The sequence below is a fragment of the Cupriavidus sp. 10L45 genome, assembly GCF_056395225.1.
In genome coordinates, this window is the sequence record NZ_JBFTJC010000016.1 from 93296 (window position 1) to 108318 (window position 15023).

Annotated in this window: 18 protein-coding genes and 1 tRNA gene; 16 read left to right on the forward strand and 3 right to left on the reverse strand. The window is 67.6% G+C overall.

What is annotated here, in order from left to right; all coding sequences use genetic code 11:
• Positions 1 to 192: 192 nt before the first annotated feature.
• Positions 193 to 858, forward strand: a complete 666-nt coding sequence (locus tag AC1DFU_RS24740) for a septal ring lytic transglycosylase RlpA family protein (RefSeq protein WP_092300413.1) — start codon at positions 193 to 195, stop codon at positions 856 to 858.
• Between the two features lie 77 nt (positions 859 to 935).
• On the opposite strand, the gene rsmI is transcribed toward AC1DFU_RS24740, so the two are convergent.
• Positions 936 to 1871 carry a 16S rRNA (cytidine(1402)-2'-O)-methyltransferase gene (gene rsmI, locus AC1DFU_RS24745; RefSeq protein WP_092300173.1) on the reverse strand — a complete coding sequence of 312 codons (936 nt, stop codon included), beginning with the start codon at positions 1869 to 1871 and terminating at the stop codon, positions 936 to 938.
• Positions 1872 to 1886: 15 nt separating this feature from the next.
• Here rsmI and AC1DFU_RS24750 point away from each other — a divergent pair, with 15 nt between their 5' ends.
• The 15 genes from AC1DFU_RS24750 (at position 1887) to AC1DFU_RS24820 (ending at position 13395) form a co-directional block, all read left to right on the forward strand.
• The gene (locus AC1DFU_RS24750) at positions 1887 to 2288 is read left to right on the forward strand and encodes a YraN family protein (RefSeq protein ID WP_092300170.1); all 402 of its coding nucleotides are present in this window, start codon (positions 1887 to 1889) and stop codon (positions 2286 to 2288) included.
• A gap of 30 nt (positions 2289 to 2318) precedes the next feature.
• Positions 2319 to 2906 carry a phosphoheptose isomerase gene (locus AC1DFU_RS24755; protein WP_092300167.1) on the forward strand — a complete coding sequence of 196 codons (588 nt, stop codon included), beginning with the start codon at positions 2319 to 2321 and terminating at the stop codon, positions 2904 to 2906.
• Positions 2907 to 3092: 186 nt separating this feature from the next.
• A complete protein-coding gene (locus AC1DFU_RS24760; RefSeq protein WP_255370963.1) occupies positions 3093 to 3908 on the forward strand; it encodes a BON domain-containing protein in 816 nt (271 codons plus the stop codon).
• A gap of 21 nt (positions 3909 to 3929) precedes the next feature.
• Complete coding sequence (locus tag AC1DFU_RS24765; protein WP_441593535.1) at positions 3930 to 4334, forward strand: c-type cytochrome; 405 nt, start codon at positions 3930 to 3932, stop codon at positions 4332 to 4334.
• A 10-nt stretch (positions 4335 to 4344) separates the two neighbouring features.
• Positions 4345 to 5637, forward strand: a complete 1293-nt coding sequence (locus AC1DFU_RS24770) for an FCSD flavin-binding domain-containing protein (RefSeq protein WP_441593536.1) — start codon at positions 4345 to 4347, stop codon at positions 5635 to 5637.
• Between the two features lie 50 nt (positions 5638 to 5687).
• Positions 5688 to 6581 carry an EamA family transporter gene (locus AC1DFU_RS24775; RefSeq protein ID WP_092300155.1) on the forward strand — a complete coding sequence of 298 codons (894 nt, stop codon included), beginning with the start codon at positions 5688 to 5690 and terminating at the stop codon, positions 6579 to 6581.
• A gap of 226 nt (positions 6582 to 6807) precedes the next feature.
• The gene (locus AC1DFU_RS24780; protein ID WP_092300152.1) at positions 6808 to 7134 is read left to right on the forward strand and encodes a c-type cytochrome; all 327 of its coding nucleotides are present in this window, start codon (positions 6808 to 6810) and stop codon (positions 7132 to 7134) included.
• 120 nt (positions 7135 to 7254) lie between these two features.
• Entirely contained in the window at positions 7255 to 7710 is a 456-nt protein-coding gene (soxY, locus tag AC1DFU_RS24785) for a thiosulfate oxidation carrier protein SoxY (RefSeq protein ID WP_092300149.1), read from the forward strand.
• Between the two features lie 76 nt (positions 7711 to 7786).
• Positions 7787 to 8098 carry a thiosulfate oxidation carrier complex protein SoxZ gene (gene soxZ, locus AC1DFU_RS24790; RefSeq protein ID WP_092300146.1) on the forward strand — a complete coding sequence of 104 codons (312 nt, stop codon included), beginning with the start codon at positions 7787 to 7789 and terminating at the stop codon, positions 8096 to 8098.
• Positions 8099 to 8120: 22 nt separating this feature from the next.
• Positions 8121 to 8594: a DsrE family protein gene (locus AC1DFU_RS24795; protein WP_092300143.1), complete on the forward strand. Its 474-nt coding sequence runs from the start codon at positions 8121 to 8123 to the stop codon at positions 8592 to 8594.
• 135 nt (positions 8595 to 8729) lie between these two features.
• Complete coding sequence (gene soxA / locus AC1DFU_RS24800; RefSeq protein WP_092300140.1) at positions 8730 to 9569, forward strand: sulfur oxidation c-type cytochrome SoxA; 840 nt, start codon at positions 8730 to 8732, stop codon at positions 9567 to 9569.
• 17 nt (positions 9570 to 9586) lie between these two features.
• Positions 9587 to 10282 (forward strand): sulfur oxidation c-type cytochrome SoxX, encoded by a 696-nt coding sequence (soxX, locus tag AC1DFU_RS24805; protein WP_092300137.1) that lies wholly within the window; start codon positions 9587 to 9589, stop codon positions 10280 to 10282.
• Positions 10283 to 10301: 19 nt separating this feature from the next.
• On the forward strand, positions 10302 to 12023 hold the full coding sequence (gene soxB, locus AC1DFU_RS24810) for a thiosulfohydrolase SoxB (protein WP_441593537.1): 1722 nt from the start codon (positions 10302 to 10304) through the stop codon (positions 12021 to 12023).
• A gap of 91 nt (positions 12024 to 12114) precedes the next feature.
• Positions 12115 to 12190, forward strand: a tRNA-Ala gene (locus AC1DFU_RS24815).
• A 167-nt stretch (positions 12191 to 12357) separates the two neighbouring features.
• On the forward strand, positions 12358 to 13395 hold the full coding sequence (locus tag AC1DFU_RS24820) for a cation diffusion facilitator family transporter (protein WP_092300410.1): 1038 nt from the start codon (positions 12358 to 12360) through the stop codon (positions 13393 to 13395).
• Here AC1DFU_RS24820 and AC1DFU_RS24825 read toward each other — a convergent pair.
• Positions 13297 to 13926, reverse strand: a complete 630-nt coding sequence (locus AC1DFU_RS24825; protein ID WP_092300131.1) for a LysE family translocator — start codon at positions 13924 to 13926, stop codon at positions 13297 to 13299. The genes AC1DFU_RS24820 and AC1DFU_RS24825 overlap by 99 nt on opposite strands.
• Positions 13927 to 14334: 408 nt before the next feature.
• Entirely contained in the window at positions 14335 to 14961 is a 627-nt protein-coding gene (locus AC1DFU_RS24830) for a DNA-3-methyladenine glycosylase I (RefSeq protein ID WP_092300128.1), read from the reverse strand.
• Positions 14962 to 15023 lie beyond the last annotated feature (62 nt).

Genomic DNA, 15023 nt, shown 5'->3' on the forward strand with positions numbered 1-15023 from the left:
CACTTGATTAAATTTCGTAACAAAATCAAGGATGTAGCGCTCGGACACCGATGTTAGACTGCGCCCATGTTCAATTTGCCCGTATCTCGTCCGGGGTTTGGCCTCGCACGCGCGACGCAACGCGCGACCCCCGCCAAACCGGAAACTAACCGCTTGCTGCGTCGCTGCGCGATCCTCGTATCGGCGTTGGTGATGGCCGCCTGCGCGACGCCGCCGGAGAGCGACTCCCAACAAAACGCCGACGCCAATGGCGCGGTGCCCACGCGCGCCGCCAAGGCGAAGCTCGACAAGTCCGGCGCTCGCCCCGATGAGCGCGGCAACTGGGATTTGTTCGGCTGGGGCAAGGATGACAACGCGCCGTCGCAATCGTCGCTGGACGGCCTGCGCCCGGATCTGGGCACTTTCGAGCAGCGCGGTACGGCGTCCTGGTACGGCAAGGGCTTCCATGGCCGCAAGACCGCCAATGGCGAACGCTTCGACATGCGCGCGATGACTGCCGCGCACCCGTCGCTCCCGCTCGATAGCTGGGTACTGGTGCGCAATCTGCGCAACGACAAGGTGGCAGTGGTGCGGATCAATGACCGCGGCCCTTACCACGGCGGGCGGGTGCTCGATCTGTCCTATGCGGCGGCCAAGCGGCTGAGTTTCGTCGAACGTGGCGCCACGCAGGTGGAAATCCGCCGGCTGTCGCGCACGGAAGTCGCGGCGCTGGGTCCGCAGCTTGAGGCGGGCGGCAACGAAGCCGGTGACGGCAGCGGCGCCGACGACCTGCCCGAGACCGCCAACACGCTGGTCCCGGCCAAGTCCAAGGCCAAAGCGCGGATGGTCAAGACGACCACCAAGCGCAAGCCCCGGTAGGCACCCCGATGCGGCCTGGCGTGATCGACTCCCGTTCCACCGCCAGCCCGCTCCCCCCTCTCCCTTTCAGACTTTTCTCATTCCTCGCTGTCGCTGTCGTCACCCGCGTCAGTCTCGGCGGCGCGTTGCGCCAGCGCCAGCCGGTAGAGCGCATCGGTCTTCGCACCGGTGATCGCCGCCGCCAGCTTGGCGGCGCGCTTGGCCGGCAGCTCGGCCACCAGCAACTTCAGCACGCGCTGGGCCTCGGCATCGGGCGCATCGGCATCGGCATCTTCGGCGCGCCCCGCGCCTTCCACCACCAGCACGAACTCCCCCTTGCCGCGCGATGCCTCGGCGGCCAGCCACGCCGGCGCCTCGGCCACGGTCAGCACCGGCGTCTCCTCGAACAGCTTGGTCAGCTCGCGGCCCACCAGCAGCCGGCGCGTGCCGGGCAGGGCGGCGGCCAGTGCCGCCAGCGTGTCGGCGATGCGGTGCGGCGCCTCGTAGACCACCCAGGCGTGGTCCAGGGCGGCCAGTTGCGCAATGGCGTCAGCGCGGGCCTTGGGTTTGCCGGGCAGGAAGCCGATGAACGTGAAGCGGCCTTCGCCGGCTTCGAGCATGTCGCCGGCCACGGACAGCGCGGTCACGGCGGCGCTCGGCCCCGGCAGCGGCACCACGCGCAGGCCGGCCGCCCGCACCGCTTCCACCAGCCGGGCGCCAGGGTCGGAGATGCCGGGCGTGCCCGCATCGGACACATAGGCAATGCGCTCCCCGGCGGCCAGCCGGGCGACGATCTTCACCGCCGCTTCGCGCTCGTTGTGCTCGTGCACGGCCACCAGCGGCCGCTGCAGGCCCACGCGCGAGAGCAGTTGGCCGGTGTTGCGGGTGTCTTCGCAGGCGATGGCGTCGGCCAGCCCGAGCACATGCAGCGCGCGCAGGGACAGGTCGGCCACGTTGCCGATGGGCGTGGCCACCACGTACAGCGTGCCGGGCGGGTAGGTCTGGCCGGCGGCCAGCGAGGTCCAGTCACTCATGCTTGAGAACTTCCGTTGATTCGCTCATTCAAAACCACCACGACCGCGCGCGGCGCGGCGGCCGAGGATCGCGCGCTGGCCTATCTGCTCAGGCAGGGGCTGGCGCTGGTGGTGCGCAATTATCGCTGCAAAGGCGGCGAGATCGACCTCGTGATGCGCGCCGCCGATGGCACGCTGGCGTTCGTCGAGGTCAGGCAGCGCAGCGGTCGTGCCTTCGGCGGTGCGGCGGCCAGCGTCACGCCGGCCAAGCAGCGCCGCGTGCTGCGGGCGGCCGAACACTACCTTGGCACGCTGGACCACACGCCGCCGTGCCGCTTCGACGTGGTGGCGCTGGAGCCGGGGCACCTGGCCTGGCTGCCGAACGCATTCGATCAAAACACCGGGAGTGACGATGGCGCGTCTTGGGCTGCGTCATAATGCGCGGGATTGGGCAGAAGTCAAAGAGCCATGAGTATTGAAAGTATCGAACAGCATTTCCTGGACAGCGCGGACACCAAGCGGCAGGCCGCCACGCTGATGGCGCCGCATATCGACGCGGCGGTGGAGCGCATGGTGGCCGCGCTGACCAGTGGGAACAAGATCCTCGTCTGCGGCAATGGCGGGTCGGCCGCCGACGCCCAGCACTTCGCCGCCGAACTGATCGGCCGCTTCGAGCGGGAGCGGCCCGGGCTGGCGGCGATTGCCCTGACCACGGACAGCTCCATCCTGACCGCCATCGGCAACGACTACGATTTCACGGTGGTGTTCTCCAAGCAGGTGGAGGCGCTGGGCCAGCCCGGCGACATCCTGCTGGCGCTCTCCACCTCCGGCAATTCGGCGAATGTGATCGCGGCCATCCAGGCGGCGCGCCAGCGCGACATGAGCGTGGTGGCGCTGACCGGCAAGGGCGGCGGCAAGATCGCCACGCTGCTGGACGAGTTCGACATCCACCTGTGCGTGCCGAGCGACCGCACCCCGCGCATCCAGGAAGTGCACCTGCTGACGCTGCATTGCCTTTGCGACGGGATCGACGAGGCGCTGCTGGGCGAGGCATAGGGCCTGGTGGATAGGGAGCGGGGAGGTTATCCCGCGTTATCCACAGGATTTGCCCAAGATATTCACAGGAATTGCGGCGTCATCCACAGAGTCATCCACAGCGCCGCGCCGGTTTCGTCATATTTCCGCATCATTCCGTATCCAGCCAAGGACCGCATGACTAACGTAACGACCGCAACCACCGCAATGACCCAGAAGACCACTCCGGCGCGCGTGGCGCGCACGGCCATCACCGTGGCCGCACTGCTGGTGTCGGCCACGCAACTCGCCGGCTGCTTCCCGGTGCTGGCCGGCGCGGTCGGCACGGGCGTGGTCATGGCCACGGACCGCCGTCCCACCGGCACCCAGGCCATCGACCGTGGCCTGCAGCTCGAGATCGACAACACGCTGGACGCCAAGTACAGCGGCCAGGCCCGCGTGGACGCCGCCGTGTTCAACCGCAAGGTGCTGCTGGTGGGCGAGGCCAACAACGCCAATACCAAGCAGCAGGTGGAGCAGTACGTGAAGAGCCTGCCGAATGCGCGCGAGGTGATCAACGAACTCGAAGTGGCTTCCACGCCGGGCTTCATGGCTCGTAGCAACGACGCCTACCTGACCAGCAAGGTCAAGACCTTCCTGGTGACGGCCGATGGCGTGCCGGCCAATTCGATCAAGGTGACCACCGACAAGAGCGTGGTCTACCTGATGGGCGTGGTCACTGCCGCCGAGGGTGACCGCGCCACCGACGTGGCCCGTAACGCCAGCGGCGTGCAGAAGGTGGTCAAGGCATTCGACTACGTCAGCGAGGCCGAGCGCGCCCGCCTGGACGCCACCGCCAGCTCGCAGAATCCGGATTCGGGCAGCCAGTCCGTGGGTACGCCGGCGCCGGTGCAGACCGTGCCCGGTACCGCGCCGAACGCGCCGGTGACCTCCGATGCGCCGGCTGGCACCGTTACGACGGCGCCGGTCGCGGCCCCTGTATCGTCCCCGACGGCGCTGCCGCCGGGCCGCAACCTGCCGTAGGTCTCCCCAAGGAGCTGAACCATGCGCCCCCTCCCTCGCCACAAGATGTCCACCGCACGGCTGGCCTTCTGGATTGGCGGATGGGTGGCGCTGGCGGCCAGCGCCACGATTGGGGCGGCGTTCGCCCAGACCGGCACGTCCGGCCCGGCCAGCGAGGCGCGCACCACAGTGGAGGCGCAGTCGGCGCGCATGCAGCAGGCACGCAACCAGGCCGCCTCGTGCGCGGCCTGCCATGGTCCCGACGGTCGCGCGCCGGCCGATAGTCCCGTCCCGGGACTCGCCGGCCGGCCCCGCGCGGAACTCGTCGAACTGATGCTCAACTACAAGAACGGCAAGCTGCCGGGCACCGTGATGCCGCAGATCGCCAAGGGCTATAGCGATACGGAGATCCTCGGCATCGCGTCCTGGTTCGCCGATCAAAAATAAGAAGAACCTCATGCGCCGACGCGCCGCTTTGGGAATATTGGGATCGCTCGGCGGCGCCGCCGCGCTGGGCATGCTGACCCCGCGCCAGGCCCGCGCTGCCGCGCCGGCCCGGGTGGTGGTCATCGGCGGCGGCTTTGGCGGGGCAACGGCCGCGCGCTACCTGCGCCACTGGAGCCGGGGCGCCGTGGATGTGACGCTGGTCGAACCCGACGCGGCGTTCGTCTCCTGCCCACTCTCGAATCTCGTGGTCGGCGGCCAGCGCGGCATGGCTGACATCACACTCCCCTATGACGCGCTGGTACGCCGGCATGGCGTGCGACATGTGCGCGATACGGCGCTTGCGATCGACCCCGCCACGCGCACCGTGCGGCTGGCCGGCGGCGCCACGCTGCGCTACGACCGCCTCGTGCTGTCCCCGGGCGTGGAGATGCAGTCCGGCGCGATACCCGGCCTGGCGCAGCCCGGCGGGGACCAGATCCTGCACGCCTGGAAGGCCGGCCCGCAGACCGACGCGCTGTTCCGCCAGTTGGCGGCGATGCGCGACGGCGGCACCTTCGCCATCACCATTCCACTCGCCCCGTACCGCTGCCCGCCCGGCCCGTACGAGCGCGCCTGCCTCGTCGCGGACTACCTGCGCACGCACAAGCCGCGCAGCAAAGTGCTGATTTTCGACGCCAATCCGGACATCACCTCCAAGGGCGCGCTGTTCCGGCAGGTCTGGGAGACCCGCTACCGGGGCATGATCGACTACCGCCCCCAGCACGAGACCGTGGACGTGGACCCCGCCACGCGCACCCTCAAGTTCGAGGTCCAGGACGACGAGCGCGCCGACGTGGTCAACCTGATCCCGCCGCAACGCGCCGGGGCCCTCGCGGTGTCCACCGGGCTCGCCACGGCCAATGGCCGCTGGTGCGAGGTCGATTTCCTGACCATGGCCTCGCGCGTGGCGCCCGAGATCCACGTACTGGGCGATGCCGTGCAAATCGCGCCGCTGATGCCGAAGTCCGGCACCATGGCCAACCAGCACGGCAAGGTGGCCGCCGCCGCCATCCTCCAGCTGCTGGCCGGGCAGGCGCCCGACCCGACCCCACTGTATACAAACACCTGCTACAGCTTCACGTCCGCCGACGAGGCCATCCACATCGCCAGCGTCCATCGCTACGACGCGGCCGAGCGGACGATGGTCACGGTGCCCGGCGCCGGCGGGTTATCCACAGCCCCGAATGCGCTCGAAGGGCGCTACGCATGGGCCTGGGCGCGCAGCATCTGGTCCGACATGCTGGGCGAGGTGCTGGTAGGCTAGCGGGTTCCGGTGTGTTGCGCCTCCGTGACACGCCGCCCCCGATACCGACCATGCAAGCCAAAGACCGCCTTCTAGCCCTCGCCATCATCGTGGTGTGGGGCGTCAACTTCGTCGTCATCAAGGTGGGCCTCGCCGGCGTGCCGCCGATGCTGCTGGGCACGCTGCGCTTCGCCCTGGTGGCATTCCCGGCCGTCTTTTTCATCCCGCGCCCGCGCATTCCGCTGCGCATGCTGCTGGCCTATGGCGGGTTTATCAGCCTCGGCCAGTTCGCCTTCCTGTTCTACGCGATGGCGGTGGGCATGCCGGCCGGGCTGGCGTCGCTGGTGTTGCAGTCTCAGGTGTTCTTCACCGTGGCGATTGCCGGGATGTGGCTGGGCGAGCCGGTGCGCTGGCACAACGTCGCCGGCATGGCGATTGCGGCTGGCGGGCTGGCGCTGATCGGCAGCGGCGCGGCGCACGGCCCGGGCGGCATGAGCGTGGCGGGCTTCGGGCTGACGCTGTGCGCAGCGTTCTGCTGGGCCTCGGGCAATATCGTCAGCAAGAAAATCGGCCCGGTGGACCTGCTCGGGCTGGTGGTCTGGGGCGGGTTGGTGCCGATCGTGCCGTTCGCGCTGCTCTCGTACTGGTTCGAAGGCCCGGCGCGGATCACGGTGGCGCTCGGCCAGATCCCGATGATGAGCGTGCTGGCGATCTGCTACCTGTCCTTCGCGGCCACGCTGTTCGGCTACACCATGTGGGGCCGGCTGCTCACGCGCTATCCGGCCAGCAAGGTGGCGCCGCTGACGCTGCTGGTGCCGGTGGTGGGGCTGATCTCGGCCCACGGGCTGCTGGGCGAGGACTTGTCGCTGGCGCAATGGCTCGGCGCGCTGGTGGTCATGGGCGGGCTGCTGCTCAACGTGTTCGGCGGGCGGCTCGGGGCAGGGCGGCGGCTGGCGCGGCGTTGATATCCGGGGGTTAACCCTTGATTCGACAGCGATTTCCCGTGGTTTTGTGAATACCCTTATCACTGCCGCATCCGTAGGCCGATGGATTATTGAGGCAAAATAGCGGACTGGCCGCACCTGCCCGCAGAGGCATCGCCCCAACGGCGGCCGAGCGTGCCGCGCCGCCCGACCGATGAAGCGCGGCCTTTGCCGTCCCCACGGCTCAATCCGTTTGGAGCAACACAAAATGAAGCAGTTTGTCATCGCCGCCGCGCTGTTCGCGGCCGCTGCCTCGGCGCACGCCGTGGACGCCGCCCGTGCGCAGGAGATTGCCAACAAGAACGCCTGCATGGGCTGCCATCAGGTGGACAAGAAGCTGGTGGGCCCGGCCTACAAGGAAGTGGCCGCCAAGTACAAGGGCGACAAGGGTGCCCTGGCCAAGTTGTCGGCCAAGGTGAAGAGCGGCGGTTCGGGCGTCTGGGGCCCGGTGCCGATGCCGGCGAATGCCGGTGTCAGCGACGCCGATATCAAGACGGTAGTGGAGTGGATCCTGGCCGGCTCACCGGCCAAGTAAGCCCCATCAGGTATCGCGGGCCGTCCGGCAGCGCCGGCGGCCCGCGCTGTTTCCGGCAGACCCGGAAGCGGCGGGCAGTATGAGTACCGGGGTCGGCAGCAAGCAAGTACGGGACAGAGCATGAATCAAAAACGACGACAAGTATTGCGGGTATCCGCGGTGCTCTCGCTGATGGCGGCCACGGGCCTGATCAGCGAGGCGCAGGCCGCGGAGTGGAACAAGACGGCTTTCGACGGCAAGAGCGTGGCCGATGTGATCAAGGCGCTGGGCGGCAGCGGCACCGAGAAGAGCGGCGCCATCACGTTCAATGCACCGGATATCGCCGAGAACGGCGCCGTGGTGCCCGTGGCCGTGACCAGCACGCTGCCGGACACCGAGCAGATCGCCATCCTGGTTGAGAAGAATCCGAATACGCTGGCGGCCGATTTCACCATCCCGGCCGGCACCGAGCCGTTCGTCTCCACGCGCGTGAAGATGGGCCAGACGTCCGTCGTGTACGCGGCGGTCAAGGCTGGCGGCAAGTGGTACGTGGCATCGAAGGAAATCAAGGTCACGCTGGGCGGCTGCGGCGGCTGACGCCTGCGCCCCCCATCGGACCGATTTCCGCGATTTATCCCAAGCCACCCCGAACCACCCCGAGCAGGAGAGCCAGATGGCAGACCCGATGCGCGTCCGCGCCACCGAGAACGGCGGCGTCGTAGACGTAAAGATTCTGATGAAGCACGACATGGAAACCGGCCAGCGCAAGGATGCGGCCGGCAAGACGATTCCGGCCTGGCACATCCAGACCGTGATCGCCACGTACAAGGGGCGCGAGGTGTTCAACGCCCAGTTCGGCCCGGCCGTGTCGAAGGACCCGTTCCTGAACTTCAAGTTCAAGGGCGGCGCCAAGGGTGACAAGGTCACCGTGACCTGGGTCGACAACCGGGGCGACAAGCGCACCGACGAGGCCACCATCGCCTGATCGGGCGAAGCGAGGAAGCAGCATGCGGCGAGCATTCATTCGGGCCACGGCGGCGTTGGCTGCCATCGGCCTTTCGGCCAGGGCGGCGGCACAGCAGGCCCCGGCCCCGGCAGGCACGGCAGCCAAGAGCGCCAAGGGCGGACGGGTCAAGGTGGTGTACCAGTTGTCCGAGGGCATCGACCAGGCCGTGCGCGCCATGGCCAACCTGCGCAATCACCTGAACGCGGCGCCGGACACCAAGATCGTGGTGGTGGCGTTCGGCTACGGCGTGGACTTCCTCGTGGAAGGCGCCAAGGATTCGCGCGGCAACACGTTCGAGGCCGCCGTGGGCGCGCTGGGATCGTCGGGCGTGGAGTTCCGCGTCTGCCGCAACACCCTGACTGCGCGCAAGATTTCCGAGCAAAGCCTGCTGATGGACGCCAAGATCGTGCAGGCCGGCGTGGTGGAAATCGCCCGCCTGCAGTTCGACGAAGGCTACGCGTACCTGAAGCCCTGATCGTTTTGCCTGACATCCGGCCAGGAGCCAAAGTAGCCGGATGCCATTCGGACAGTGCAATAGAACAGTGATGCACCGCCCAGCCTCTTGATGAAGGGCTGACGCCGGCGGCGCCATCGCGAGGAGAAGCCCCCAATGCGCAATACCCGTCGCCGCCTGCGCGGCACCGTGGCGCTGGCCGCCATGGCCACCGCCGCCGCCTCGCTGGCCGGGCTGGCCCAACTGGCGCAAGCCCAGGGCAGCACCGCCGAGGAAATCGCCAAGTATCGCCAGATGCTGGCCGAAGGCAATCCCGCCGAACTCTGGGAAGCCGCCGGCGAGGAACTGTGGAAGAAGCCGGCCGGGCCGAAGAACGCCTCGCTCGAACAGTGCGACCTGGGCAAGGGCCCGGGCGTGACCAAGGGCGCCTACGCCGAGCTGCCGCGCTACTTCAAGGACGCCAACAAGGTGATGGACCTCGAGCAACGCCTGGCCTGGTGCCGGGTGACGCTGCAGGGCCTGACCCAGGAAGAGGCGACGAAGCAGCCGTTCTCGGCATCGGGCAAGTCGTCCGACATCGAGCGGCTGGCGTCTTACCTGACCGGCGAGTCGCGCGGCGTGAAGATGAACGTGCAACTCACGCACCCCGAGGAAAAGCGCGTCTACGCGCTCGGCCAGAAGATGTTCTTCTACCGGGGCGGCGCCTACGACTTCGCTTGCGCCACCTGCCACGCCGTGGACGGCCAGCGCATCCGCCTCCAGGACCTGCCGAACCTGCTGGAGTCGAAGGGCGCCCAGGCCGCGTACACCACGTGGCCGGCATACCGCGTCTCGCAGGGCGAGGTCCGCACCATGCAGCATCGGATCTACGACTGCCTGCGCCAGCAGCGCTTTCCCGAGCCCGCCTATGGCTCCGACGTGATCACCGCCCTGTCGATGTTCCTGGCGAAAAACGCCAACGGCGGCACGTACGACGGTCCCAACATGAAGCGCTGAGGCACGGAGAGCACACGATGACGCGATACCAATCGATGGCGCTGACCGCCGTCGCTACCCTGGCCCTGGCTGCCATGGCCACGTTCAGCCTGTCGGCCCTGGCCCAGGATGCCGCCAAGCCCGCCCGCGCCACCAAGTCGGCCAGCGCGGCCACCACCGCCAAGGTCACCGACGCCGACGTGCGCCAGATGATCGAAAGCTCCTTCACCTCGAAGGGCCCCGCCACGGTGGAGGGCGTGATCAACCAGGATGGCGCCCAGAAGGCCTGCAGCCAGTACCCGGACCGCACGCGCGTGCCGGCCACCATCGCCAAGAAGGTGGAAGCGGCCGAGCTGAAGCAGGTGAAGTATCCGGCCGACAGCAACTGGATCGGCGACTGGAAGGAGGGCGAGAAGATCGCCCAGAATGGCCGTGGCATGCAGTTCACCGACCCGGTGGGCGGCGTGAACGGCGGCAACTGCTACGCCTGCCACCAGATGACCAAGGCCGAGATCTCATTCGGCAATATCGGCCCGTCGCTGTACCAGTACGGCAAGCTGCGCGGCAATTCGCCGGAGGTGGTGAAGTACACCTGGGGCAAGATCTGGGACTCCAACGCCTACAGCGCCTGCTCCAACATGCCGCGCTTTGGCCACAAGGGCATCCTGACCGAGCAACAGATCCGCGACGTGATGGCGCTGCTGCTGGACCCGGCATCGCCGGTCAACCAGTAAGGCCGGCGCGGCTCCGGGCATGAATCGACGCGAATTCCTGCAGGTGCTGGCCGTGGCCGGCGCGGGCGGCATGGCCTTGCCCGCCGGCGAGGCCCAGGCCGCCCGCGCCGCCCAGCAGTTCTACGACGTGCCGCGCCACGGCAACGTCCACCTGCTGCATTTCACCGATTGCCACGCCCAGTTGCGGCCCGTGCACTTCCGCGAGCCGAGCGTGAACGTTGGCGTGGGGCCGTGGGCGGGCAAGCCGCCGCATCTGGTGGGCGAGGCGTTCCTGCGCCAGTACGGCATCCGCCCGGGCACACCGGCCGCGCACGCGTTCACCTCGATCGATTTCACCGAGGCCGCGCGCCGCTACGGCAAGGTCGGCGGGTTTGCCCACCTCGCCACACTGGTCAAGCGCCTGCGCGCCAGCCGCCCCGGCGCGCTGCTGCTGGATGGCGGCGACACCTGGCAGGGCTCGGCCACCGCGCTGTGGACCCAGGGCCAGGACATGATCGATGCCGCGCTGCAACTTGGCGTGGACGTGATGACGCCGCACTGGGAGATGACGCTCGGCGCGGACCGCGTGAAGGAAATCGTCGGCAAGGATTTCAAGGACCGCGTGTCCTTCCTCGCGCAGAACGTGAAGACCAACGATTTCGGCGATCCGGTGTTCGATCCGTACGTGATCCGGCACATGAACGGCGTGCCGGTGGCCATCATCGGCCAGGCGTTCCCGTACACGCCCATCGCCAACCCGCGCTACCTCGTGCCCGACTGGACCTTCGGCATCCAGGAGGAAAGCCTGCAACAGGTGATTGACGACGTGCGCGGCAAGGGCGCCCAGGTGGTGGTGCTGCTGTCGCACAACGGCATGGATGTGGACCTGAAGCTGGCCTCGCGCGTGCGCGGACTGGACGCCATCCTGGGCGGCCACACCCACGACGGCGTGCCGGCGCCCGTGCCGGTGAAGAACCCGGGCGGGACCACGCTGGTCACCAACGCGGGCTCGAACGGCAAGTTCCTGGGGGTGCTGGATTTCGACGTACGGAATGGCAAAGTCGTCGATTTCCGATACAAGCTGCTGCCGGTCTTCGCCAATTTCCTGCCCGCCGACCCGGACATGGACGCGCTGATCCGCAAGGTGCGCGCCCCCTACGAAGCCAAGCTCGGCGAGGTCCTGGCCGTGAACCGCGGCCTGCTATACCGGCGCGGCAACTTCAACGGCACCTTCGACCAACTGATCCTGGACGGCCTGATGGCGGTGCAGGACGCCGAAATCGCCTTCTCCCCGGGCTTCCGCTGGGGCACGACGCTGGTGCCGGGCGAGCCCATCACAATGGAAGCCCTGATGGACCAGACCGCCATCACCTACCCGTACACCACGGTGACGGCGATGACCGGCGAGACCATCAAGACCGTGCTCGAGGACGTGGCGGACAACTTGTTCAATCCGGACCCGTACTACCAACAGGGCGGCGACATGGTGCGCGTGGGCGGGCTGCAGTACACCATCGACCCGAACCAGCCCATGGGCCGGCGCATCAGCGACATGCGCCTGGCCGGCCGTCCGCTCGACGCCGGCAAGACCTACAAGGTGGCCGGCTGGGCCCCCGTGGCCGAAGAAGCCCGCCAGACCGGCGGCCCCCCGGTGTGGGACGTCATGGCGCAATGGCTGCGGTCCAACAAGGAAGTCAGCGCCCGACCGCTGAACCTGCCCACCGTGCGCGGCATGGACGGCAACCCCGGAATGATGGGCTGATTTTCGGGATTTGCTGCCCTTTCGCCGATGTGCAGTGTTGGGCGGACGCAATTGATACCCCGCGCGGAGTTCGGTTAGAATCGTCCGTCACGGGCCGATAGCTCAGCTGGGAGAGCGCTGCGTTCGCAATGCAGAGGTCGGGAGTTCGATCCTCCTTCGGTCCACCAGGATTTTCCTTACGAAACAACGCATTACGTCGAAAGATGTGGTGCGTTGTTTTGCTTTGGGGGATTCTGAATCGCTAGAATCCCAATGCGTCCGTGCGTCCGCATCGTTGAGATTCGCCATCCGGTCGTTCGCCGAATCGCAGAGCGTATAGTTTCCTCCCATGCACATGCCCAAATCCCCGGAACACACAGCGCCAGGCATCGGCAACGCCGCCACCGACCCCGCCGCCCGCGCCCAGGCCGGCCGGCGTAGCACCCTCGTCAGCGTGGCGGTCAATGTGGTCCTGACCATCGCGCAGGGGTTTATCGGCGTGGTGGCGGGTTCCCAGGCGCTGGTGGCGGACGCCATTCACTCCCTTTCCGATCTGGTTTCGGATTTCCTCGTGTTGTTCGCCGGGCATCACGGCAGCAAGGATCCGGATACCGATCACCCGTACGGGCATCAGCGCTTCGAGACCGCGGCGTCGCTGGCGCTGGGGGCCATCCTGCTGGCGGTGGGGGTGGGCATGCTCTGGGCGGCCATCGGCAAGATCCAGCATCCCGAAGGGGTGCAGCCGGTGAAGGCGATTGCGCTATGGGTGGCCATCGCCACGCTGATCTTCAAGGAACTGCTGTTCCGCTACATGCTCCGCGTGGCGGAGCGCGTGCGCTCGAGCATGCTGGTGGCCAATGCCTGGCATGCGCGGTCCGATGCGGCGTCGTCGCTGGTGGTGGCGCTCGGCATCGGCGGGAATCTGCTCGGTTATCACATCCTGGACCCCGTGGCGGCCATCGTCGTCGGGCTGGTGGTGGCGCGCATGGGGCTGCAGTTCGGCTGGACGGCCCTGAGCGACCTGATGGACCGCGCCGCCGATGACGACGTGGTGGCCGCCCTGCGCGCCGCCATGCTCGACACCCCCGGGGTGCTCGGCCTGCACGACCTCAAGACGCGCAAGATGGGGGATATGGTGCTGGTTGATGTCCACCTGGAGATCCGCGCCGACCTGACCGTGGAGCGCGGTCACGCCATCGCTACCGAGGCCCGCCGCCGCGCCATGCTGCGCGACGATGTCCTTAACGTGATGACCCACGTGGACCCGGTGCCGGCCCCGGACCCGGCCCCCTCGTCAGCGCAGGTCGCTGCGGCGGTAGAGGCTCAGGCCGACCGCCAGGAAGGCGAGCATGCCGGCGCAGCTCCGGTTGATCCACTGCACGGCGCGCGCTGACAGCGTGCGCATGGCGTGGCGTCCGCCGTACGCGTAGATCGACATCATCAGGATGTCCATCAGCGCGGCGATGACCGCCAGGATCGTGTATTGCAGCGCCACCGGCTTGTCCGCGTGGACGAACTGCGGCACGAAGGCCGAGGTAAACAGCAGCGTCTTGGGGTTGGAGAGCGCCACGAATAGCGCCCGGAAGAACGCCGCCCGGCCGCTGGCCGAGGCCGCGCCGGAGGTGGCCACCAGCGCCTGCGTTGGCGCGCGCCACATCCCCCACGCCAGGTAGAGCAGGTAGGCGGCGCCCATCCACTTGATGATGGTGAACCACTGCTCGGACGCCAGCAGCAAGGCGCCCAGCCCGCAGCCGACCGCGCCGATCAGGATCAGGTCGGCCAGCGCCGCGCCGGCGATGCCGCAGGCGGCCACCCGCATGCCCCGCGTGGCGCCGTTGCTCAGCGCGAGCAGCATGGTCGGGCCGGGCGTGACCATCACGGCGGCGACCGCAATCAGGTAGAGAAAGAGGGTAGTGGCATCCATCGCGGGGGCTCCTTCGGCAGCGAACCGCCAGTGTGCCCCGATCCCTGCCCGCATGCACGGGCCCTGTGGACATCTTCGCTACGCCTTGGGGACAACCACATGGATTGCCTGTGGCCTGCCTGGGGGCCGCATGTGGGCGGTATACGGATATCTCGGCGGCGTGGCGGGGGATGAAACCGGGCGCGAGGCGGTTGTCCACGTATACGCGGTGCGCCGCCCCTAGGGTTGTCTTTTTTCCAAGCCCCTGACGGGAAAGGGAAAAACCGGCTTATCAACGGCCAGGGGCGACGTTTACCTACTACTACTATTTATGTATACGTAAACAATATCTGTATACGTATACGCACCGTTGCCGAAACAGAAAAGCGCTGTGGATGGATCGGCTTCCAGCCAGCCTTCCGGCGAGGATCAGCGCGGCACCTTGAAGGCCTTGCGGGCCTTCAGCACCTCGGCGCGGGTCGCACAGCCTTCGAAATGATCGTTGACCAGGCCCATGGCCTGCATCAGCGCATACATCGTGGTCGGGCCGACGAACTTCCAGCCGCGCTTCTTCAGGTCCTTCGAGAGCGCCACGGACTCCGGCGACGTCGTCATCTCGCGCAGCACGGCCGGCGTGACTTTCTTCGGCCGCGACTTCGGGTCCGGCTCGAACTTCCAGAAATAGGCCGCCAGCGAGGGTTCGGTCTTCAGCAGATCCTGCGCGCGCTGGGCGTTGTGGATGGCGGCCTCGATCTTGCCCCGATGGCGGATGATGCCGGCGTCGCCCAGCAGCCGCTCCACGTCGCGCTCCGTAAACCGGGCGACCTTGTCGATCTCGAAATTGGCGAACGCCTTGCGAAAATTCTCACGTTTGCGCAGGATCGTCAGCCAGCTCAGCCCGGACTGGAAGCCCTCCAGGCACAGTTTCTCGAACAGGCGCCGATCGTTATCGACCGGGAAACCCCATTCGTGGTCGTGGTAGTGGCAATAATCCTCGATCGTCCCGCACCAGCTGCAGCGTACCCGGGGCTGCGAGGCGGTCTCTGTCGATGTCATGCGTGAAGCTCCTGATGGGGTGGACGGCGCGCGCTGGCGCTTTGGCTGGGATCATGCCCGCA

Excerpts from the sequence above, each read along its gene's own strand:
- AC1DFU_RS24765 (WP_441593535.1), top strand. The coding sequence starts at position 3,930 with ATGCGCCCCCTCCCTCGCCACAAGATGTCCACCGCACGGCTGGCCTTC.
- AC1DFU_RS24830 (WP_092300128.1), bottom strand. The coding sequence starts at position 14,961 with ATGACATCGACAGAGACCGCCTCGCAGCCCCGGGTACGCTGCAGCTGG.
- soxY (WP_092300149.1), top strand. The coding sequence starts at position 7,255 with ATGAATCAAAAACGACGACAAGTATTGCGGGTATCCGCGGTGCTCTCG.
- soxX (WP_092300137.1), top strand. The coding sequence starts at position 9,587 with ATGACGCGATACCAATCGATGGCGCTGACCGCCGTCGCTACCCTGGCC.
- AC1DFU_RS24825 (WP_092300131.1), bottom strand. The coding sequence starts at position 13,926 with ATGGATGCCACTACCCTCTTTCTCTACCTGATTGCGGTCGCCGCCGTG.
- AC1DFU_RS24755 (WP_092300167.1), top strand. The coding sequence starts at position 2,319 with ATGAGTATTGAAAGTATCGAACAGCATTTCCTGGACAGCGCGGACACC.
- soxA (WP_092300140.1), top strand. The coding sequence starts at position 8,730 with ATGCGCAATACCCGTCGCCGCCTGCGCGGCACCGTGGCGCTGGCCGCC.
- AC1DFU_RS24740 (WP_092300413.1), top strand. The coding sequence starts at position 193 with ATGGCCGCCTGCGCGACGCCGCCGGAGAGCGACTCCCAACAAAACGCC.
- rsmI (WP_092300173.1), bottom strand. The coding sequence starts at position 1,871 with ATGAGTGACTGGACCTCGCTGGCCGCCGGCCAGACCTACCCGCCCGGC.
- AC1DFU_RS24775 (WP_092300155.1), top strand. The coding sequence starts at position 5,688 with ATGCAAGCCAAAGACCGCCTTCTAGCCCTCGCCATCATCGTGGTGTGG.
- AC1DFU_RS24820 (WP_092300410.1), top strand. The coding sequence starts at position 12,358 with ATGCCCAAATCCCCGGAACACACAGCGCCAGGCATCGGCAACGCCGCC.
- AC1DFU_RS24780 (WP_092300152.1), top strand. The coding sequence starts at position 6,808 with ATGAAGCAGTTTGTCATCGCCGCCGCGCTGTTCGCGGCCGCTGCCTCG.
- AC1DFU_RS24760 (WP_255370963.1), top strand. The coding sequence starts at position 3,093 with ATGACCCAGAAGACCACTCCGGCGCGCGTGGCGCGCACGGCCATCACC.
- soxZ (WP_092300146.1), top strand. The coding sequence starts at position 7,787 with ATGGCAGACCCGATGCGCGTCCGCGCCACCGAGAACGGCGGCGTCGTA.
- AC1DFU_RS24770 (WP_441593536.1), top strand. The coding sequence starts at position 4,345 with ATGCGCCGACGCGCCGCTTTGGGAATATTGGGATCGCTCGGCGGCGCC.
- soxB (WP_441593537.1), top strand. The coding sequence starts at position 10,302 with ATGAATCGACGCGAATTCCTGCAGGTGCTGGCCGTGGCCGGCGCGGGC.
- AC1DFU_RS24795 (WP_092300143.1), top strand. The coding sequence starts at position 8,121 with ATGCGGCGAGCATTCATTCGGGCCACGGCGGCGTTGGCTGCCATCGGC.